We start from the raw sequence: 19,154 nt of genomic DNA on the forward strand, positions 1-19,154 counted from the left end.
GGAGAACATGTCTATCTTCCTCAACAAGGACTCGAAGGTCATCGTCCAGGGCATCACCGGCGGCGAGGGCACCAAGCACACCGCCCTGATGCTCAAGGCCGGTACCCAGGTCGTCGGCGGCGTCAACGCCCGCAAGGCCGGCACCACTGTGTCCCACACCGCCGCCGACGGCTCGGCCGTCGAGCTGCCCGTCTTCGGTACCGTCGCCGAGGCGATGAAGGAGACCGGCGCGGACGTCTCGATCGCGTTCGTCCCCCCGAAGTTCGCCAAGGACGCCATCATCGAGGCCATCGACGCGGAGATCCCGCTGCTCGTGGTCATCACCGAGGGCATCCCGGTGCAGGACACCGCGTACGCGTGGGCCTACAACGTCGAGAAGGGCAACAAGACCCGGATCATCGGCCCCAACTGCCCCGGCATCATCACCCCGGGCGAGTCGCTGGTCGGCATCACCCCGGCCAACATCTCCGGCAAGGGCCCGGTGGGCCTGGTGTCCAAGTCCGGCACCCTGACCTACCAGATGATGTTCGAGCTGCGTGACTTCGGCTTCTCGACCGCCATCGGCATCGGCGGCGACCCGGTCATCGGCACCACCCACATCGACGCCATCGAGGCGTTCGAGAAGGACCCCGAGACCAAGCTCATCGTCATGATCGGCGAGATCGGCGGCGACGCCGAGGAGCGCGCGGCCGACTACATCAAGGCCAACGTGACCAAGCCGGTCGTCGGCTACGTCGCCGGGTTCACCGCTCCGGAGGGCAAGACCATGGGCCACGCCGGCGCCATCGTCTCCGGCTCCTCGGGCACCGCGCAGGCCAAGAAGGACGCCCTCGAGGCGGCCGGCGTGAAGGTCGGCAAGACGCCGTCCGAGACCGCCGCTCTCGCGCGCGAGATCCTGCAGTCGCTGTAGGCGGCTCCGCCGCCGGTGCGTCCTTTGGGCGGTCCTGACCGCCCGAAGGACGCACCGGCAGCTCCGCTGCCTACCCGTCCACCCATTCGGTGCCGACGGGCTCGAGCTCGCCGGCGCCGGCCGTCGCCGACGCCACCACGCTCCGCAACCCGGCCGCATCCCGGGCCGCGACCGTGAAGACGACACGCTCCGTGTAGGACACGTCGAGCACGCTCACCCCGCGGCCCCGTAGTTCCGACTCCACCCGGCCGGCGTCACCGTGCCCCACCGCCAGGGTGAACACCTCCCGTCGCTCCCGCGGCACCAGCGTCGCCGCGTCGACCGCGACGGCCACCGCACCCGAATACGCCCGGACCAGTCCCCCCGCGCCGAGCTTGATGCCGCCGAACCAGCGGGTGACCACCACCGCGACGTTCACCAGATCGCGATGGTGCAGCACCTGCAGCATCGGCACCCCGGCCGTGCCACCCGGTTCCCCGTCGTCGCTCGACCGTTCCGCCCGGTGCGCCGGCTCCTCGCCCACCACGAAGGCCCAGCAATGGTGCCGCGCATCGGGATACAGCCTCCGCTGTTCCTCGACGAAGGCGAGCGCGGCGGTATCCGAGTCGACGCGACGCAGCGCGGCGAGAAAGCGGGAATGCTTGATCTCCGTCTCGGCGACGACGTCCGCTCCGGGCTCGAGGGTGCTGGGCATGCGCACATTCTCGCCGGTGGGGATTCGCCGGATTCCCGGGACTCCTGCCGCCCACGGTGATCGTGCCTAGGCTGGTCACAGAGCAGCCGACGACATCAGGAGGAGCGATGACCTACCCAGCAGGCTCGGGAACGGGCCGGTCCGACACCCCGTCAGGTCCCACGGGGTCGTCGACCGGGGGCGGATCCAGCCTCGCCTCCCGTGGCTCCGACAAGGTGGTGCCGCTGCTCCTGCCGATCGCCGTCGCGGTGCTGGCGGTGCTGAACTTCCTGCTCGGCCTGGCCCCGTACGTGCGGATCTCCTTCGGCACCCAGGTTGCGCTGTCGTCGTTCGACTTCGGGTTCGCGGTCGTGCCGCTGGCCTTCCTGCTCTTCGGTGGCGCGGCCGCGGCACTGTCGCTGCTACCGGGTCAGGACCTGCGCTCCGTCGCGGTGGCGGCCTCCGCGGTCGGCTTCGTGGTGTCGCTGTTCCAGCTCTTCCACCTGCCCGACGACACCGGCATCTCGTGGGGTGGGGTGTCGATCCTCGTCCTCGGCTTCCTGCAGACCGCGCTCGCGCTGATGGCGCTGCTCTTCGGGATCGGCATCCTGGTGCCCGGCCAGCGCCGCGCGCCCGCGCAGTCGTTCGGCGGCCAGGGAGGCGGCGGGCAGGGCGTGGGCCAGGGGTACAGCGGCGGCCAGGGCTACAGCGGTCAGGGGTACGGCGGCCAGGGCTACGGAGCGCAGGGCGCCGGCGCGGGGCAGGGCTATCCGTCCGGTCAGGGCTACGCTCCCGGCGCGGCGTCGAGCGGATACGGAACGCAGGGCTCCGGCTACCCCTCGGGGTCCTCGGCCTACCCCTCGGGGTCCTCGGCCTACCCCTCGGGGTCCTCGGCGCAGTACCCCGGCTACCAGCAGCCGCAGTACTCCACCGGGCAGTACCCGTCGGGGCAGTACTCCACCGGCCAGTATCCGTCCGGGCAGCACCCGTCCGGACAGTACCCGGGATCCCAGTACCCGGGCACCCAGTACCCGGGCACCCAGTACTCGGGCGCGCAGCCGCGCGAGCACTACCCCAGCCCGGACTACGGCGCCCAGACCGAGCACCTGAGCCAGCCGCTGCGCGTCGACCGGCCGCAATCCGAGGGGCAGCACCCCGGCCAGCAGGCCTACACCCCGACGGGAGCCCAGGCCCCGTACGGCGCCGGGTCGCCCGGTCCTTCGGGCCGGCCGGGGGAGCCCGCCGGTGGCGGCGCGGACGAGCCGACCGTGCTCGCCCCCCGGCACGCCGACTCCGAGCAGGATGCCGCGGGGCGTCCGTCGGAGGACGACGCCGAGCGGACGTCGGACCCGGCGCCGACGCAGGCGTTCCGCCCCGGTGACGAGCCGCGGTGACGGCTCCCGCATGTGCTGCGGCGCGCCTGACCGTCACGACCGTCGCCGGGTGACACTCTCGACACGATGACCTCGACGCTAGGCCGGTCCGACCGGCGCACCACCCCGGAAGGCAACCCGGTCGAACCGGAGCAGCTGCGGATCCTGCTCGGCACGGCGGCCAGGGTGCCGGCAGTGACCCTCGCGTTGATCGCCACGCTGGTGGTGACCACGATGGTGGCCGCGAGCAGCGACCTGACCGGCATCTACGCGGCGATCGCGGGAAGCTGGCTGGCCCTGCATCAGGTGACGCTGACGATCGACGGGGTAGCGCTCGGCGTGCTGCCGTTGCTGCCGACGGCGGTGCTGGTGTGGCTGACCGCCCGGGCCGCGCGTTCGGCCACCGACGCCTTCGTCGCGCTCGGCGGCCGTCCGCTCGATCGTCGGAACGCCTCACGCATCGCCGTGGCCACCCTCGCCGGTCCGACGGTGATCACGATCGTGGCACTGATCGTGATCCAGGATGCGGCGAGTGTCCTGCCCGTCGTCACCCCCAATCCGGCGGCCGCGCTGGCCTGGGTGACGGCCCTCTACCTGCTCGGGGCCGGGCTCGGCATCGGTGCCCGGACGTGGCGGCCGCTGTCCGTCCGCTACGGCGTGCCGAACTGGCTGGTCGCCGCCGTGCGCCCCGCGGCCCGCGCGGTGCTGGGGATGTTCGCCGCGGCCGGGGTGGTGACCGTACTCGGGCTGCTGTGGTCGTGGACCGTGGTCGGTGATCTGATCGGCCGCGGCGGGGGAGTGACCGGGGCACTCGGGTTGACGGTGCTGTCGGTGCTGTACCTGCCCAACGTGCTGATCGGGGCCGCCGCCGTGGTGGCCGGCAGCACGGTGCAGTTCGGCGACGTGACCCTGAGCCTGTTCGAGGCGACCGGCGGTGACCTGCCCGCACTGCCAGTGCTCGCCGTGATCCCACCGGGACCGGCCGCGCCGTTCTGGCCGGTGCTGCTGGCCGTTCCCGCGACGGTGGGTGCGCTGCTCGGACGGTACGTCGCCCAGCGCCACCTCGAGGCGCGGGCCCGGGGGGAGTACGTGTCGTCCACCGACGCCGCGCTCACGGTGGTCGCTGCGGCGGCGCTCGCGGGCGCGACGAGCGCGCTGGCCACGTGGGTCGCCGGTGGCCCCCTGGGGATCTTCGGCGTGGTCGGCGGAAACTGGTGGCTTGCCGGGGTTCTGGTATTCGCGTGGTCGGGGCTGCTGGGCCTCGTCACGTCGCAGCTGCTGCTGTGGCGCGAGCACCGCCTGGCCGCGGCGGAGGCCGCCCGAGCGTCGGCCGCCGCGGAGGAGTCCGCCACGGAGACCGCCGCCGCCGAGAATCCCGACGACGACGAGCCGGTCGAGGAGGCCGACGCCACCCCGCTCGACGAGGCGAAGGCGCTCGAGGCGGGCCCGGCGACGCCGGCCGCCGACGTGCTCGAGGCCGAGATCGTCGAGGACGGCCCCGAGGGGCAGCAGGACGCCGCCGACGCCGGGGGCGACGCAGACGCCGCAGGCGACGCCGGGGCGCCCGCCGTCGCCGGCACCGAGGGCGAGGACCCCGCCGACGACGAGCGTGTGGACGTCGCCGACGCGGAGCTCGAGGACGCCGCCGACGAGCCGGGCGGGTCCGGCGTCACCGAGCAGGATGCCGGCACGCCGCCGGAGCGCAACGGTGACCTGCCGGAGGGGGCCGCACCCCCCAAGGGCTAGGCTCTACCCGGCCGAGCATCCGGCCGACCCCTCTCGAGTTCCAGGAGTAGAGCGCTGACTGCCTCGCGTGACCAGCTGCCGCCGACTGCGCCGGCACGGGTCGTCGTCCTCGCCTCGGGCACCGGAAGCCTGCTGCGGTCGCTGATCGACGCGACGCACACGGACGGGTACCCCGCCCGGATCGTCGCCGTCGGAGTGGACCGCGAGTGCGCCGCCGAGGGGCATGCCGAGGCCGCCGGCATCCCGCATCTCCGCGTCGTGCTGCGTGAGCACCCGGACCGCGCCGCGTGGGACCGCGCCCTCACCGACGCCGTCGCCGCGCACGAGCCGGACCTGGTGGTCTCCGCCGGTTTTATGAAGATCCTGGGGCCGACCTTCCTGCACCGGTTCGGCGGCCGCATCGTCAACACCCACCCTGCGCTGCTGCCGGCGTTCCCCGGCGCGCACGCAGTCCCCGACGCCCTCGCCTACGGGGTGAAGGTCACCGGGTCGACCGTGCACCTGGTCGATTCCGGTGTCGACACCGGCCCCATCCTGGCGCAGGAACCCGTGCCGGTCCTCGACGACGATGACGAGGCCACCCTGCACGAACGCATCAAGGTTGTGGAGCGACGGTTGCTGGCCGACGTGGTCGCCGCCGTCGCCACCCGTGGAGTTGTATCCGATGGACGAAAGGCCGTGATCCCCAGTGACCGAACGTAAGGCTGTGCGACGTGCACTCGTCAGCGTCTACGACAAGACCGGTTTGGTCGAACTGGCGACGGGTCTGCACGAGGCGGGTGTCGCGCTGGTCTCCACCGGCTCCACGGCCGCGACCATCGCCGGCGCCGGCATCCCCGTCACCAAGGTGGAGGACCTGACCGGCTTCCCCGAGTGCCTCGAGGGCCGGGTCAAGACGCTGCACCCGCGAGTGCACGCCGGCATCCTCGCCGACACGCGCAAGCAGGACCACCTCGACCAGCTCGCCGAGCTCGGTGTCGAGGCGTTCGAGTTGGTCGTGGTGAACCTGTACCCGTTCACGCAGACCGTCGCCTCGGGGGCCACCCCCGACGAGTGCGTCGAGCAGATCGACATCGGCGGCCCGTCCATGGTGCGTGCCGCCGCGAAGAACCATCCGTCGGTCGCCGTCGTCGTCGACCCGGCCCGGTACGACGACGTGCTCGACGCCGTCAAGGCGGGCGGCTTCACCCTGCCGCAGCGCAAAGCCCTTGCCGCCCAGGCGTTCCAGCACACCGCCGCCTACGACGTGGCGGTGGCGAGCTGGATGAACGCCGGTTATGCCGTCCCGGAGGCGGACGCCGCCGAGCAGTTCCCGGCCTGGGCCGGTGCGACGTGGCAGCGTGCGGCCGTGCTGCGGTACGGCGAGAACCCGCACCAGGCGGCGGCACTGTACGTGAACGAGGCCGGCGAGCCGGGCCTGGCCCGCGCCGAGCAGTTCCACGGCAAGGAGATGTCCTACAACAACTACCAGGACGCCGACGCGGCCTGGCGCGCCGCGCACGACCACGACCGGCCGTGCGTCGCGATCATCAAGCACGCCAACCCGTGCGGCATCGCGGTGGCCGACACCGTCGCCGAGGCGCACCGCAAGGCGCACGAGTGCGATCCGGTGAGCGCGTTCGGCGGCGTGATCGCCGTCAACCGCGAGGTGAGCGTGGCGATGGCCGAACAGGTCGCCGAGATCTTCACCGAGGTGATCATCGCCCCGGCGTACGCGGCCGGCGCGGTCGAGGTGCTCAGCCGCAAGAAGAACATCCGCATCCTGCGGGCCGACTCGCCGCAGGCGGCGCAGATCGAGCTGCGTCAGATCTCCGGCGGCATGCTGCTGCAGGAGCGCGACACCCTCACGGCGCCGGGTGATTCGGCCGGGAACTGGGAGCTGGCCTGCGGCGAGGCCGCCGACGCCGAGACCCTCGCGGATCTCGAGTTCGCCTGGCGCGCCTGCCGGGCCGTGAAGTCCAACGCGATCCTGCTCGCTGCGGGCGGCGCCACCGTCGGCGTCGGCATGGGCCAGGTCAACCGCGTGGACTCCGCCCGGCTCGCGGTCTCACGCGCCGGGGACCGTGTCACCGGATCCGTCGCCGCATCGGACGCGTTCTTCCCGTTCGCGGACGGCCTGCAGGTGCTCACCGAGGCCGGCGTCAAGGCCATCGTGCAGCCGGGTGGTTCGGTGCGCGACAACGAGGTGATCGAGGCCGCTCGCGAGGCCGGCGTGACCCTGTACCTCACCGGCGCACGGCACTTCGCGCACTGAGCGCCGCCCGGCCGCCCGCGCCGTCAGGCCGCGTGCGGGTGGCCGGTCGCCGGGCGGGTCACGGTCCGCGGCGCGGCGTCGCGGGCGTCGGAGATGACCAGCCGGGCGGCACCGCGGTCGAGCAGTTCGCGGATGAGGTCCGCAGCGGCCGCGGCCTGTTCGGTGCCGACGTGGCTCAGGTCGATCGTGATCGCGTGACCGGTGAGATCGTCGGGCAGGTCCTTGGGGACGGCGCCGGTGGCGCCGAGTCGCAGTTTCATCGTGTTCTCCTCTTACTGGACAAGATCGGTACGGGATAAAGAAAGGCACCCGAGGCGATGTGCCCGGGTGCCCGAGAAGGAGTCTTTCGAGTCGTCGACTCATTCCCGGGGTTGCCACTTGGCGAAGTGGAAGTACGCGTAGGTGTGTCGGCACCAGGTGGGTACGGCAATGCGCATCGACTTCGCCGCGATGACCTTGTCGTCTCGCATCGGACCGTACCTTTCTCGTGTGTTCCTACGGGTTAACCGGACACCATACCCGAGTAACGCGAATCTGACATCTCTTGTTTTCCGCCCATCTCGGGCGGCGGGTCAGAGCTTGGCGAGCCACGCCTCGAAACCGCGGGTGAACTCGTCCGAGAAGGGCAGATCGGCGATGTAGTCGGCGCCGGTGGACTGCTGGTCGCCGATGTCCTTGAGCACGTGGTTGGCCCGGTGCAGGCGCAGCGAGGTCAGGCTCGTGTGCACGAGTGCCGAGTCGAGGGCGTCGACGTCCTCGACCCGCACCTGGATGTCCTTCGCGGAGACGCTGGTGAGTACCGGCAGCGCCCCGTCGAGCTGGGCCGCGAGCATCCGCGGATCGAGGGCGTCCTCCTCGGCGAGGGCCTTTGCGTTGGCCGAGACCAGTCCGGCGTTCCGGAGCGGCTCGGGCAGGGTGTCGCTGAGGGTGCCGTCGGCCCGCAGCGATTCGACGGCGTCCGCGAGGGCGAGGCGCAGTTCGTCGGCCACCTGGATCGGGAGCTGACCGGCGTCGACGACGGCGTCGAGCTGGGCGTCGATCTGGGCGGTGAGCAGGTCCAGCAGCCGCACCGCCAGCGGCTCGAGCAGGGCGATGCCCGCGACGGGCGCGCCGGCGTGGGCGAGGGAGAGGGCGATGAGCGCGCCCTCGCTGTGCCCGACGACGTAGAGCCGCTCGGCGTCGACGCCCGGCTGTCCGGCGAGGAACCGCAGGCCGTCGGTGGCGGCGTCGATGAAGGTGGAGAATCCGAGGTCGGCGACGTCGGAGACGTCGTACGGACCGAGGCCGGTGACGCCACTGCCGAGCTTGTCGTAGCGCAGGCTGGCGAAGCCGTTGCGTTCGAGCACGTCGGCGAGGTGACGCAGGGTGCCGATCGGGCCGGGCAGCAGCGCGCTGTCGCCGTTGCGGTCGGTGGGACCGCTGCCGGCGAGCAGCAGCACGGCGGGGACGTCCCCGTCGCCCGCGGCGGGCACGCGCAGGCTGCCGTGCAGGGTCACGTCGCCGCTGGAGAAGGAGATGTCGGTGTCCGCCATGGCGTCGTGTCTATCAGAACCGGTCAGCCCGTCCGCAGGCGGCTCAGCCCTCGGTACCCGCGGTGGACGGCCCACGCGACGCCGGCGAGCAGGGGCACGACGAGCAGCGGGACGACGAGCGCGATCAACGACGTGACGAAGGAGAGCAGGTCGTCGAGCAGTGACAGCGCCGGGTTGCCGAGTCCCGCGGTCGTGACCGTGCTCGCCGCGCGGGTGCCGGTCTGCACCGTGCTCACCGCCATCGCGGTCGGGGCGCCGACGACGATGCCGGCGAGGGCCGCCATCGCCGGGTCGAGATCGGCGAACGCGGCCCAGGCGGCGAGCGCGCCGGCGACGGGCCGCACGACGGTGGCGACGGCCGAGAGGACGTTGTCGACGAGGGGGACCAGGTCGGCGCCGATCTCGACGACGGTGGCGATCGCCAGCGCGGCGAGCGCGCCCGTCGACCCGACCCACTGCATCGACTCGTTGAGCGCGATCCCGAACAGGCCGAAGTGCACCGCGGTGCCGAGCATCAGCAGCGGGAGAAAGGTGCGCAGGCCGGTGGCGGCGGCCAGTCCGAGGCCCAGCAGTGCCGCGAGGAGCCAGGTGTCCATGGCGGGAGTGTAGGGATCGCCGCCGACATCGGGTACCGAACCGGGCCGGGCAGGCGCTCCCGCGCGGCGTTCCCGCCGCGGCGACGCGCCGCGGCTGCAGGTGCCGAAATCACCGAACGCTCGTACCTTGGGAGAGGTGACGTCACCCACAGTCAGGCCGTCCACCCTCGGCGAGCTGCGCGCCTCGGGCCATGTGCACCGCTCCGTCAAGGACGAGATCCGGCAGAACCTGCTCGCCGCCCTGCGCGACGGCATCGACCCGTGGCCGGGCATCGTCGGATTCGACGACACCGTCGTTCCGCAACTCGAACGCGCCCTCCTCGCGGGCCACGACGTGGTGCTGCTGGGCGAACGCGGTCAGGGCAAGACCCGGTTGCTGCGCACCCTGCCCCTGCTGCTCGACGAGTGGACACCGGTGATCGCCGGCTCCGAGCTCGGGGAGCATCCCTACGACCCGATCACCCCCGCCTCGATCCGCCGCGCCGCGGAGCTCGGCGACGACCTGCCCGTCGCCTGGCGGCACCGCAGCGAGCGCTACGCCGAGAAGCTCGCCACCCCCGACACCTCCGTCGCCGACCTGGTCGGCGACGTCGACCCCGTCAAGGTCGCCGAGGGCCGCAGCCTCGGCGACCCCGAGACCATCCACTTCGGTCTCGTGCCCCGCGCCCACCGCGGCATCGTCGCCGTCAACGAGCTGCCCGACCTCGCCGAGCGCATCCAGGTCTCGCTGCTCAACGTGATGGAGGAGCGCGACATCCAGGTGCGCGGGTACACGCTGCGGCTCCCGCTCGACGTCCTGCTCGTCGCCAGCGCCAACCCGGAGGACTACACCAACCGGGGCCGAATCATCACCCCGCTCAAGGACCGGTTCGGCGCCGAGATCCGTACCCACTACCCGACGCAGCTCGACGACGAGATCGCCGTCATCGAGCAGGAGGCGCAGCTGCAGTCGCGGGTCCCGGACTTCCTGCTCGAGATCCTGGCCCGCTTCACCCGCCTGCTGCGCGAATCCACGTCGGTGGACCAGCGTTCCGGCGTGTCCGCGCGCTTCGCCGTTGCCGGCGCCGAGACCGTCGCGGCCGCCGCGATGCGTCGCGGGGCCGTGCTCGGCGAGGCCGACCCCGTCGCACGGCCCGTCGACCTCGGCACCGTCGTGGAGGTGCTGCGCGGCAAGGTCGAGTTCGAATCCGGCGAGGAGGGACGGGAATTCGAGGTGCTCGACCACCTGCTCCGGCGGGCCACGGCGGACGCCGCCCGAACCCGGCTGGCCGGGGTGGACCTCGGTCCGCTCGTCGCGGCCGTCGAGCAGGGCCGGCCGGTGGTGACCGGCGACCGGATCACCGCCAAGGCGCTGCTCGACGAACTGCCCGACCTGCCCGTCCTCGACGTCGTCGCCGAACGGCTCGGCGCGGACGGCATCGGAACCCGGGCTGCCGCCGTCGAACTCGCCCTCGAGGGCCTCTATCTGGCGCGGCGCATCGCCAAGCACGCCGACGACGACGGTGCCGCGGTGTACTCCTGATGAGCCGGGGCGCGAGGTACGGACCTTACGACGGCGGCGACCCGCTCGCCCCGCCGGTGGATCTGCGTGAGGCCCTCGCCGCCATCGGCGAGGACGTGCTGTCCGGCAGTTCGCCACGACGGGCGCTGCGGGAGCTGCTGCGCCGCGGGCACGGGTCCATGCGCGGCCTGGACCGGCTTGCCGCGCAGGCGAATCGGCGTCGCAGGGAACTGCTGGACCGCACGAATCTCGACGGCACGCTGCGTGAGGTGCGCGAGCTGCTCGACCGGGCCGTGCTCGAGGAGCGCAAGGCGCTCGCGCGCGCTCTCGACGACGAGGCCCGGTTCGCGGAGATGCGGATCGAGGAACTGCCCGCCTCCGCCGCCCAGGCCGTGCAGGAACTCGCCGACTACGACTGGCGCAGTTCGCAAGCCCGGGAGGACTACGAGAAGATCCGCGATCTGCTGGGGCGGGAGATGCTCGACCAGCGGTTCGCCGGGATGAAGCAGGCCCTCGAAGGCGCGACCGACGAGGACCGCGAACGTGTGAACCGGATGCTCGAGGATCTGAACGATCTGCTGGACAAGCATTCCCGCGGGGAGGACACCCAGGAGGACTTCGAGCAGTTCATGGCCGAGCACGGCGACTTCTTCCCGGAGAACCCCCGCAACGTGGAGGAACTGCTCGACTCGCTCGCCCAGCGCGCGGCGGCGGCGCAGCGACTGCGCAACTCGCTCAGCCAGGAACAGCGGGACGAGCTCGACGCTCTCGCCCAGCAGGCGTTCGGCTCGCCGAGCCTGATGTCGCAGCTCGACCGCCTCGACTCGCACCTGCGCGCCGCCCGTCCCGGCGAGGACTGGACCGGGTCGGAGCGGTTCCGCGGCGACCAGGGCATGGGCCTCGGCGAAGCGACCGGGGCGCTGCAAGAGGTTGCCGAACTCGACGCGCTCGCCGAGCAGCTCTCCCAGCAGTACGCCGGGGCCTCCCTCGACGACATCGACCTCGACGCGCTGGCTCGCCAGCTCGGCGACGAGGCCGCGGCCGACGCACGCATGCTCGCCCAGCTCGAGAAGGAACTGCAACGGCAGGGGTTCTTCGACCGCGGCGCCGACGGGCAGTGGCGACTGTCGCCCAAGGCGATGCGCGAACTCGGCCGGACCGCGCTGCGCGACGTCATGGACCAGCTGTCCACCCGCGGCGGGCAGCGCGAGACCCGCCGTGCGGGGGCGACGGGCGAGCCCACCGGGGCGTCGCGTCCGTGGGAGTTCGGAGACACCGAGCCGTGGGACGTCGTGCGCACCCTCACCAACGCCACCCTGCGCGCTCCCGCGCGAATCCCGGTGCGGATGGACGTCACCGACGTCGAGGTCGTCGAGACCGAGCAGCGCACCCAGGCCGCCGTGGCACTGCTGGTGGACACCTCGTTCTCGATGGTGATGGACGGTCGATGGGTGCCGATGAAGCGCACGGCACTGGCCCTCAACCACCTGGTCTCGACCCGGTTCCGCGGTGACGCGCTGCAGCTGATCGCGTTCGGCCGGCACGCTCGGGTCGTCACCGCCACCGAACTCGCCGGGCTGGACGGGGTCTACGAGCAGGGCACCAACCTGCATCATGCGCTGATGCTGGCCGGCCGGCACCTGCGCCGGCATTCCAACGCCCAGCCGGTGGTGCTGGTGGTCACCGACGGCGAACCCACCGCGCACCTCGAGGCGGACGGCTACGCGGCGTTCGACTATCCACCCAGCGCCCGCACCCTGGGGATGACGGTCCGCGAATTCGATCATCTCGCCCGCGCCGGTGCGCACGTGACGATCTTCCGGCTCGGCGACGATCCCGGGCTGGCACGGATCGTCGACCGTATGGCCCGCCGGGTCGGAGGGCGGGTCGTCGCGCCCGACGTCGACGGACTCGGCGCCGCCGTCGTCGGTGACTACGTGCGGCTGCGCCGCCGGTGACTATGCGCGGCTGCGCGGCCGTGCGCGGTTCCGGTAGTGGGAGCTACCGAAAGCGCGCACGGGTGGCGTCTACCTGCGCAGCGCCCGCCACGTGCTCACCGCGGCAGCCGACAGCAGTCCCGCGGTCACCAGGAACACCGAGGCGGTGCCGGCGACCCCGGCGATCGCGCCGGCTGCCAACGGCACCGACACCTGGCCGAGACGGTTGCCGGTGAGGCGTACCGCCAGCGCCGACGCCCGGTCCGCCGGTGCCACCAGTTCGACCACCCATGTCATGGTCAGCGGCTGCCCGAAACCCCAGAAGGCGCCGCAGAGCGCCAGGAGCGCGCCCAGCGCCCACGGGTTGGGCAGAAACGGCAGGGCCGCGACGGGCAGCGCAGTGCACGCCGTCGCCGACAGCAGCAGACGTCGCCGCGGGATCGTCCGCAGCGCCCACGGCAGCACCGCGCGCGAGACGATCGACGCGACGGTGCGGGCGGTGAGCAGAGCCGACACGAGCAGCACCCCGAATCCGAACTCCTCACCGAGCAGCGGCAGGTACGCGACGACGATGTCCACGGACGCCAGCACCACGAGGCTCGAGAACATCGCGGGCTTCATCCCGCGCGTGCGCAGCATCGACAGCACCGACTGCGGGGGCGCGTCGTCCGGGGTGCGTCCGGAACCGGGTGGTTCGCGCAAGCCGACGACGAACGGCAGGGCCATCGCGGCCAGAACCGTCATCACGAGCAGCGCCGGCGTGGTCTCGACGGTCTCGCCGTTGCTCGCCGCAGCGATCACGCCGGCGAGCGGCACCCCGATCGCCTGACCGACCGACACCCCGAGGGTGATGCCCGCGAAGCCGCGATCGAGTTCGCCCGGCGGCGACAGGATCGACACGAACGCCTGCCCCGACACCGTCACCAGGAGCTGACCGAGACCCAGGACGGCGTTGCCGAGACCGAGCACCAGCAGGTCCGGGCTGAGGGCGATGATCAGCGCACCGGCCACCGACACGACCACCCCGGCCCGGAGGATTCCGGCCGCGTGCCGGCGGTCGACGGCCCGGCCGAGTGGCACCGCGAGCACCAGCGGAACGAGGGCGAACAGGGCCGTCACCACGCCGATCACGGCCGCGTCGCCGCCGAGGGCGAGAACGCGGTAGGAGACGAGGACGCGCACCGACTGGAACGTCGCGTGCAGCAGCGCCGTCGCCGTGCACAGGAGCAGCAGCCAGTGCCGGGGGGTGCGGGCCATCGATCAGCCGGCCGTCACGATCCGGTCGGCGAGCGGCGCCCGCAGCGTCAGTTCGAGCACACCGGTGACGGCGATCATGATGCACGCCCGGTCCACCGCCTCGGGCAGCGTGCCGCCGCGCAGCGCCACCGTCACGGTGGTGCCGGACTCGGTGACGGTGGCGTCGACCCCGAAACACTCGGGTGTGCCGGTCTCGAAGTGGACGGCGATGCGGTCGCCGTCGACGCGGGTCCACGACTGTATCGGGATCGGGTGCGGGTCGACGAGATCGTCGCGGGCCGTGAAGACCGTTGCCCCCTCCGGCGTCGGCGCCTCGGGCAGGGCGGGGACGCCGGCGCCGCCCGGACCGCACGCGACGGCCAGGACGCAGCAGGCGGCGAGCAGCAGCAATCGCATGGGTCTCAACCTAGCCGTGCCCGTCATGCCAGCAGCGCGGCGACGACGCCGATCGCGGGTATCGAGGCGAGCGTGGTGACCAGCGCGGCGTCGCGGGCGAGCACCATGCCGCGGCCGTAGCGGCTGGCGTAGACGAACACGTTCTGTGCGGTCGGCAGCGTCGCCACCACGACGATCGCGAAGAGCTCGTGCCCGTCGAGGCCCATCAGGTGGCGGGCCATGACGTAGGCGAGGACGGGCTGCACCACGATCTTGAGTACCGAGGCGAGCGCGACGTCGCGGCGTGGGCTCGTGCCCTTTTCGAGCACCCGCACGCCCTGGAGCGACAGGCCGAACGCGAGCAGGGCACCCGGCACCGAGGCGCCCCCGAGGAGGTGGAACGGCTGCATCAGCGCGGTGGGCAGCGTCCAGCCGGCGACGGCGACGGTGAGCCCGGCCGCACCGGCCAGCACGATGGGGTTCTTGAACGGGGCGGTGATCGTCTCCATCCGGGACGCCCCGGCGCGCATCGTGGACAGGTCCAGCATCGTCAACGCGATGGGGGAGAACAGCACGATCTGGAACAGCAGCAGCGGCGCGACGAAGGAGGCGTCGCCGAGGACGAACACCGCGATCGGGATGCCGAGGTTGGCGGAGTTGACGTAGGAGGCGGCGAGCGCGCCGATCGTCAGTTCCGGCAGGGGCCGGCGCAGCCACAGCTTCGCGACGACGAGGTAGAACGCGGCGACGGCGAACGCCGTGGCCGCGGCGACGTACAGGGTGGGGGAGAAGATCACCGACAGGTCGGAGGTGGCCAGCGAGTCGAACAGCAGCGCGGGGGTGGCGACGAAGAACACCATCCGGCTGAGCACGAACTGTCCCTCGGGTCCGAGCGTGCCGGTGCGGCCGAGCGCGAATCCGATCGCGATGATCACGAAGATGACGCTGAATCCCGCGATCACGCCCGACACCGACCGTCACAACCCTTCGTCACCACCCGACACTCAGGCGCTGCACGCCAGGCCGAGAACCTTACCGGCGGTAACGGCACCGCGGCTCACCGGGCGTGCCGGGCAGCAGGAACGATGCGGGTGGGAGCCCGGCCGGGCATCGCGGGCGAAAGTCTGCGATGCTGAAAAAATGCCGACCGACCCGATTGTTTACCCTCCGGCCAACGTCATCGCGCTGGCTCAGCATCCGCGCTACCAGCACGCCGACTGGACGATCTCGGAGCGGCTGGTGCGACGGCAGGAACTGGTCCTGCAGCATCTCGGCGTGTGCGGCGACGACGGTTCCTGAGGGGCTCCGGGCCCGGGACCGGCGCACCTCGCCGCCGTGCTCCGGGGCGGACTCAGGGCGTCACCGTGGCGACGAACGTCATCCGGTCCCCGCGGTAGAGCGACCGCCGCTGCTCGATCGGCGCGTCGTGCTGATCGTAGGAAACGCGGTTGAGCAGGAGCATGGGCGTGCGGATGTCGGCGTCGAGGAGTGCCGCCTCGCGGGCGTCGGGCAGGGTGGTCTCGATGTACTCGACCGCGCGCGCGAAGGTGATCCCGCGCGCGCGGATCGCCGCGTACAGCGACGACGTGGAGTCGAAGCTGTCGACGAGTCCCGGATAGCGATCGGCGGGCAGGCGCGTCCGTTCGAGTCCGACGCGGACGCCGTCGGTGAGCAGGACGCGTTCGAGTTCGAGGACGGGGTCGCCGACGGCGATCGCGAGTACCTCGGCGAGGTCGGGGTCGGCGGCGAGGTCGGTCCAGCCGACGAGAATGCGTCCCGCGCTGCGGCCCTCCGCGAGGGCGGCTTCGGTGTAGGAGCCGATGATCAGCGGTTGCAGGATCTTGGGCTTCGCGACGACGGTGCCCCGGCCGCGGCGTTCGATGCGGCCGTCGACGAGGAGTTCGCGCAGCGCCTGGCGCACGGTCTCCCGGGCCACGTCGAACCGGGTGGCGAGGTCGCGCTCGGAGGGCACCGGGTCGCCGACGGAGAGCTCGTCGAGCAGGGCGTCGACCTGATGCCGCACGATCTGGTGCTTGGGGACCCGGGCCTCGCGAGCGGTTGCTGTCACGCTCGAAGCGTACCGGATTTTGGTCTATACCAATTGTTCACCGCGCGTTCGCCTGCCGTCCCCTCATTGGTCTAGACCATCGCTCAGGCTCGGGGCCATGCGAATCCTGATCATCGGCGGCGGCATTCTGGGCACCGCCCACGCCGACGCCGCCGTCCGCCGCGGACACGACGTCGTTCACCTCGAACGCGAACCGGAGGCCCGGGGCGCCACCGTCCGCAACTTCGGCCTCGTGTGGGTCTCCGGGCGTACCGAGGGCGAACTGGCTGCCACCCTGCGCTCCCGCGAGTTGTGGGCCGACCTCGGCGCCCGCGTCCCCGGCATCGGTTTCCGGGCGAACGGATCGATCACCCTTCTTCGCACCGACGCCGAGGTGGCCGTCGCCCGGGAGGCCGCGGACCGCGCCGACGCGCGTGACCGGGGCTTCACCCTGCTCGAGCCCGAGGCGGTCCGGCGGCTCAATCCCGCCCTGCGCGGCAAGTTCGTCGCCGGTCTGCACTGCAGCACCGACGCCGCCGTCGAATCCCGCGTCGCCCTGCCCGCGATCCGGTGGCACCTCGCCACCTCCGGGCGGTATCGATTCCGGCCGGAGACCGAGGCGCGCACCGTGACCCGCACCGCCCACGGCACCGTGCAGGTGCGCGACGACCACGGCACCGTCCACGAGGCCGACCTCGTGCTCGTGTGCCCCGGAGCGACCCTGTCCGGTCTCGCCCGCGAACTCGGCGGCGACCTGCCCCTGCGCCGCGTGCGATTGCAGATGATGCAGACCGCGCCGCTGGGGGAGAAGCTCACCACGTCCGTCGCCGACGGCGACAGCCTGCGCTACTACCCGGGATTCGCCGGGGCCGCGCTGGAGGAGCTGAAGGCGCGCGAACCGCAGGCGCTCACCGCCGAGCGGCACCGCATGCAGCTGCTGTGCGTGCAGCGCCTGGACGGCGGGCTCACTCTCGGCGACACCCACGAGTACGACGAACCGTTCGCCTTCGACGTCGACGAGGCCCCGTACGAGCACCTCGTCACCGTCGCGGAGGACCTGCTCGGACGCCGGCTCCCGCCGGTGATGCGGCGCTGGGCCGGGGTCTACAGCCAGTGCCTCGATCCCACCGAACTCGTCCACCGTGCCCGCGTCGACGACGACATCTGGATCATCGCCGGGCCGGGCGGCCGCGGCATGACCCTCGGCCCCTACCTCGGCGAGCGGACCGCCGATCTCCTCGAGTTCTGAACATCCTCTCCCGCAACGATTCCGGAGTAGCAATGACTGTCATCCGATTGGCCGTGCTCGACATGGCCGGCACCACCGTCGCCGACGGCGGCCTCGTCCTCCGCGCCTTCGACGCGGCCGCCACCAGCGTCGGACTGCCCACCGACGGGCCCGAACGCGACGCCGCCCGGGGCTACGTCCTCGACACGATGGGCCGGTCCAAGATCGTCGTCTTCCGGTCCCTGTTCGGCTCCGAGGAACGGGCCCGCGCCGCGAACGCCGCCTTCGAGCGGGCCTACGACGAATTCGTCGACGCCGGCGAGGTCGAGCCGATCCCCGGGGCCGCCGAGGCGATCACCCGGTTGCGCGACGCCGGCCTCGCCGTGGCCCTCACCACCGGCTTCAGCCGCACCACCCAGGACCGGCTGCTCGCCGCCCTCGGCTGGGAGGACCTCGCCGATCTCTCCCTCGCGCCGTCCGACGCCGTTCGCGGCCGGCCGTACCCCGACCTGGTGCTCACCGCGCTGCTGCGCGCCGAGATCGACGACGTTCGCGAGGTCGCCGTGGTCGGCGACACCGTGGGCGACATGCTCTCCGGCCGCCGCGCCGGTGCCTCCGTCGTCGCCGGCACCCGCACCGGCGCCCACGACGAACAGGCGCTGCGCGACGCCGGGGCCACCCACATCGTCGATTCCGTCGCCGACCTGCCCGATCTGCTCCTGCAGTCCTGACAGACACCCCGACCCCGAGGACTTCCCGACATGCACTGCTCCAGCCGAACGGTCGCCGCGACCGCGCTCGCGACCGGCCTCGCTCTCGCCCTCACCGCCTGCGGCGGCTCCGATCCCGACGCCGTCAACGCCCAGGGCTTCCCCGAGAAGCTCACCCTGGCCGCGATTCCCGCCGAGAACTCGGCGGACCTGCAGGCCGGTTACGACCCGCTCATCGCGCTCCTCGAGCGCGAGACCGGCGCCGATGTCGAGTTCGTGCAGGCCTCCGACTACGCCGGCGTGGTCGAGGGCATCATCGCCGACAACGTCGACCTCGCCTTCTTCGGCCCGTTCGCCTACGTCGTGGCCGGCGTCAACGGCGCCGATGTCAGCCCGCTCGGCGCCGTCGTCCAGGCCGCCGGCGGCGAGCCGGGTTACCGGTCCTACGGCCTCACCCGCTCCGACAACACCGAGATCGACGGCATCGACGACTTCGCCGGCAAGGACGTGTGCTTCGTGGACCCGGGATCCACGTCCGGATTCCTCTACCCCTCCGCGGGACTCATCGAGGCCGGCGTCGTCGAATCCGGCACCGAGCAGGCCGTCGCCGCCGGTGTGAACCCGATCTACTCGGGCGGCCACGACGCCTCGGCCCTCGCGATCGCCGCCGGCGACTGCGATGCCGGATTCGCCTTCGACACCATGGTCGACGAGACCATGATCGCCAGCGGCGACCTGAAGGAAGGCGAACTGAAGAAGGTCTGGGAGTCCGAGACGATCGCCGGCTCGCTGTTCGTGGCGAGCAACTCGCTCGGTGCCGACACCGTCGACCGGCTCCGCACGATCTTTGTCGACAAGGCCAACGCCGATCACATGCGCGCCGCGGGACTGTGCGACGGCGAGTGCCGCATCACCGACGAACGGGCGTGGGGCGTCGTCGCCGCGACCGACGCCGACTACGAGGGCGTGCGCGAGGTGTGTGCCCTGACCGAGTCCGACAAGTGCAAGGGCTGAG

Annotated in this window: 19 protein-coding genes; 11 read left to right on the top strand and 8 right to left on the bottom strand. The window is 72.1% G+C overall.

Annotation, left to right across the window (positions count from 1 at the left end; translation table 11 throughout):
- Positions 1–7 precede the first annotated feature (7 nt).
- The gene (gene sucD, locus ISO16_RS24270; RefSeq protein WP_003937757.1) at positions 8–910 is read left to right on the top strand and encodes a succinate--CoA ligase subunit alpha; all 903 of its coding nucleotides are present in this window, start codon (positions 8–10) and stop codon (positions 908–910) included.
- Between the two features lie 70 nt (positions 911–980).
- On the opposite strand, the gene ISO16_RS24275 is transcribed toward sucD, so the two are convergent.
- A complete protein-coding gene (locus ISO16_RS24275) occupies positions 981–1,604 on the bottom strand; it encodes an IMPACT family protein (RefSeq protein ID WP_072634587.1) in 624 nt (207 codons plus the stop codon).
- Between the two features lie 107 nt (positions 1,605–1,711).
- On the opposite strand from ISO16_RS24275, the gene ISO16_RS24280 reads away from it, so the two are divergent.
- From ISO16_RS24280 to purH, 4 genes are all read left to right on the top strand, one after another.
- Positions 1,712–2,977 (top strand): DUF5336 domain-containing protein, encoded by a 1,266-nt coding sequence (locus ISO16_RS24280; protein ID WP_170914025.1) that lies wholly within the window; start codon positions 1,712–1,714, stop codon positions 2,975–2,977.
- A 66-nt stretch (positions 2,978–3,043) separates the two neighbouring features.
- The gene (locus ISO16_RS24285) at positions 3,044–4,702 is read left to right on the top strand and encodes a cell division protein PerM (protein ID WP_072634589.1); all 1,659 of its coding nucleotides are present in this window, start codon (positions 3,044–3,046) and stop codon (positions 4,700–4,702) included.
- 54 nt (positions 4,703–4,756) lie between these two features.
- Positions 4,757–5,404 (top strand): phosphoribosylglycinamide formyltransferase, encoded by a 648-nt coding sequence (gene purN / locus ISO16_RS24290; protein ID WP_072634590.1) that lies wholly within the window; start codon positions 4,757–4,759, stop codon positions 5,402–5,404.
- Entirely contained in the window at positions 5,391–6,956 is a 1,566-nt protein-coding gene (gene purH, locus ISO16_RS24295) for a bifunctional phosphoribosylaminoimidazolecarboxamide formyltransferase/IMP cyclohydrolase (RefSeq protein WP_029542004.1), read from the top strand. The genes purN and purH overlap by 14 nt, the downstream gene beginning before the upstream one ends.
- A 23-nt stretch (positions 6,957–6,979) precedes the next feature.
- On the opposite strand, the gene ISO16_RS24300 is transcribed toward purH, so the two are convergent.
- The 3 genes from ISO16_RS24300 to ISO16_RS24310 form a co-directional block, all read right to left on the bottom strand.
- Positions 6,980–7,216, bottom strand: coding sequence for a hypothetical protein (locus tag ISO16_RS24300; RefSeq protein ID WP_006945013.1), 237 nt, complete (start codon positions 7,214–7,216; stop codon positions 6,980–6,982).
- A gap of 312 nt (positions 7,217–7,528) precedes the next feature.
- On the bottom strand, positions 7,529–8,488 hold the full coding sequence (locus tag ISO16_RS24305) for an alpha/beta hydrolase family protein (protein WP_006945011.1): 960 nt from the start codon (positions 8,486–8,488) through the stop codon (positions 7,529–7,531).
- A 23-nt stretch (positions 8,489–8,511) separates the two neighbouring features.
- On the bottom strand, positions 8,512–9,084 hold the full coding sequence (locus ISO16_RS24310; protein WP_072634591.1) for a DUF4126 domain-containing protein: 573 nt from the start codon (positions 9,082–9,084) through the stop codon (positions 8,512–8,514).
- 136 nt (positions 9,085–9,220) lie between these two features.
- On the opposite strand from ISO16_RS24310, the gene ISO16_RS24315 reads away from it, so the two are divergent.
- Together ISO16_RS24315 and ISO16_RS24320 are read left to right on the top strand one after the other, a co-directional pair.
- Complete coding sequence (locus tag ISO16_RS24315) at positions 9,221–10,606, top strand: sigma 54-interacting transcriptional regulator (RefSeq protein WP_029542008.1); 1,386 nt, start codon at positions 9,221–9,223, stop codon at positions 10,604–10,606.
- On the top strand, positions 10,606–12,543 hold the full coding sequence (locus ISO16_RS24320; protein WP_072634592.1) for a vWA domain-containing protein: 1,938 nt from the start codon (positions 10,606–10,608) through the stop codon (positions 12,541–12,543). The genes ISO16_RS24315 and ISO16_RS24320 overlap by 1 nt, the downstream gene beginning before the upstream one ends.
- 69 nt (positions 12,544–12,612) lie before the next feature.
- On the opposite strand, the gene ISO16_RS24325 is transcribed toward ISO16_RS24320, so the two are convergent.
- Genes ISO16_RS24325 through ISO16_RS24335 form a run of 3 tightly spaced genes read right to left on the bottom strand, consistent with a single transcriptional unit; the run spans position 12,613 to position 15,125 of the window.
- On the bottom strand, positions 12,613–13,779 hold the full coding sequence (locus tag ISO16_RS24325; RefSeq protein ID WP_029542013.1) for an MFS transporter: 1,167 nt from the start codon (positions 13,777–13,779) through the stop codon (positions 12,613–12,615).
- A gap of 3 nt (positions 13,780–13,782) precedes the next feature.
- Positions 13,783–14,175 (bottom strand): large secreted protein, encoded by a 393-nt coding sequence (locus ISO16_RS24330; protein WP_072634593.1) that lies wholly within the window; start codon positions 14,173–14,175, stop codon positions 13,783–13,785.
- A 23-nt stretch (positions 14,176–14,198) separates the two neighbouring features.
- Entirely contained in the window at positions 14,199–15,125 is a 927-nt protein-coding gene (locus ISO16_RS24335) for an AEC family transporter (RefSeq protein WP_072634594.1), read from the bottom strand.
- Between ISO16_RS24335 and ISO16_RS24340 the strand changes: the two genes are divergently transcribed.
- Positions 15,094–15,453, top strand: a complete 360-nt coding sequence (locus ISO16_RS24340) for a hypothetical protein (RefSeq protein ID WP_139310950.1) — start codon at positions 15,094–15,096, stop codon at positions 15,451–15,453. The genes ISO16_RS24335 and ISO16_RS24340 overlap by 32 nt on opposite strands.
- A gap of 52 nt (positions 15,454–15,505) precedes the next feature.
- Here ISO16_RS24340 and ISO16_RS24345 read toward each other — a convergent pair whose 3' ends face one another.
- A complete protein-coding gene (locus tag ISO16_RS24345) occupies positions 15,506–16,222 on the bottom strand; it encodes a GntR family transcriptional regulator (protein WP_006945000.1) in 717 nt (238 codons plus the stop codon).
- A gap of 97 nt (positions 16,223–16,319) precedes the next feature.
- On the opposite strand from ISO16_RS24345, the gene ISO16_RS24350 reads away from it, so the two are divergent.
- Genes ISO16_RS24350 through ISO16_RS24360 form a run of 3 tightly spaced genes read left to right on the top strand, consistent with a single transcriptional unit; the run spans position 16,320 to position 19,153 of the window.
- On the top strand, positions 16,320–17,450 hold the full coding sequence (locus ISO16_RS24350; protein ID WP_072634595.1) for a TIGR03364 family FAD-dependent oxidoreductase: 1,131 nt from the start codon (positions 16,320–16,322) through the stop codon (positions 17,448–17,450).
- A gap of 32 nt (positions 17,451–17,482) precedes the next feature.
- The gene (locus ISO16_RS24355; protein ID WP_072634596.1) at positions 17,483–18,160 is read left to right on the top strand and encodes a phosphonatase-like hydrolase; all 678 of its coding nucleotides are present in this window, start codon (positions 17,483–17,485) and stop codon (positions 18,158–18,160) included.
- Positions 18,161–18,190: 30 nt separating this feature from the next.
- Entirely contained in the window at positions 18,191–19,153 is a 963-nt protein-coding gene (locus ISO16_RS24360) for a phosphate/phosphite/phosphonate ABC transporter substrate-binding protein (protein ID WP_072634597.1), read from the top strand.
- Position 19,154 lies beyond the last annotated feature (1 nt).

Source organism: Rhodococcus sp. M8 (assembly GCF_015654185.1).
Classification (GTDB): Bacteria; Actinomycetota; Actinomycetes; order Mycobacteriales; family Mycobacteriaceae; genus Rhodococcus; species Rhodococcus aetherivorans.

Coding starts and splice junctions, on each gene's coding strand:
- ISO16_RS24275 (WP_072634587.1), bottom strand. CDS start 1,604: ATGCCCAGCACCCTCGAGCCCGGAGCGGACGTCGTCGCCGAGACGGAG.
- ISO16_RS24360 (WP_072634597.1), top strand. CDS start 18,191: ATGCACTGCTCCAGCCGAACGGTCGCCGCGACCGCGCTCGCGACCGGC.
- ISO16_RS24305 (WP_006945011.1), bottom strand. CDS start 8,488: ATGGCGGACACCGACATCTCCTTCTCCAGCGGCGACGTGACCCTGCAC.
- ISO16_RS24325 (WP_029542013.1), bottom strand. CDS start 13,779: ATGGCCCGCACCCCCCGGCACTGGCTGCTGCTCCTGTGCACGGCGACG.
- ISO16_RS24310 (WP_072634591.1), bottom strand. CDS start 9,084: ATGGACACCTGGCTCCTCGCGGCACTGCTGGGCCTCGGACTGGCCGCC.
- sucD (WP_003937757.1), top strand. CDS start 8: ATGTCTATCTTCCTCAACAAGGACTCGAAGGTCATCGTCCAGGGCATC.
- ISO16_RS24330 (WP_072634593.1), bottom strand. CDS start 14,175: ATGCGATTGCTGCTGCTCGCCGCCTGCTGCGTCCTGGCCGTCGCGTGC.
- ISO16_RS24350 (WP_072634595.1), top strand. CDS start 16,320: ATGCGAATCCTGATCATCGGCGGCGGCATTCTGGGCACCGCCCACGCC.
- ISO16_RS24280 (WP_170914025.1), top strand. CDS start 1,712: ATGACCTACCCAGCAGGCTCGGGAACGGGCCGGTCCGACACCCCGTCA.
- ISO16_RS24320 (WP_072634592.1), top strand. CDS start 10,606: ATGAGCCGGGGCGCGAGGTACGGACCTTACGACGGCGGCGACCCGCTC.
- ISO16_RS24285 (WP_072634589.1), top strand. CDS start 3,044: ATGACCTCGACGCTAGGCCGGTCCGACCGGCGCACCACCCCGGAAGGC.
- ISO16_RS24300 (WP_006945013.1), bottom strand. CDS start 7,216: ATGAAACTGCGACTCGGCGCCACCGGCGCCGTCCCCAAGGACCTGCCC.
- ISO16_RS24340 (WP_139310950.1), top strand. CDS start 15,094: ATGACGCTGAATCCCGCGATCACGCCCGACACCGACCGTCACAACCCT.
- ISO16_RS24355 (WP_072634596.1), top strand. CDS start 17,483: ATGACTGTCATCCGATTGGCCGTGCTCGACATGGCCGGCACCACCGTC.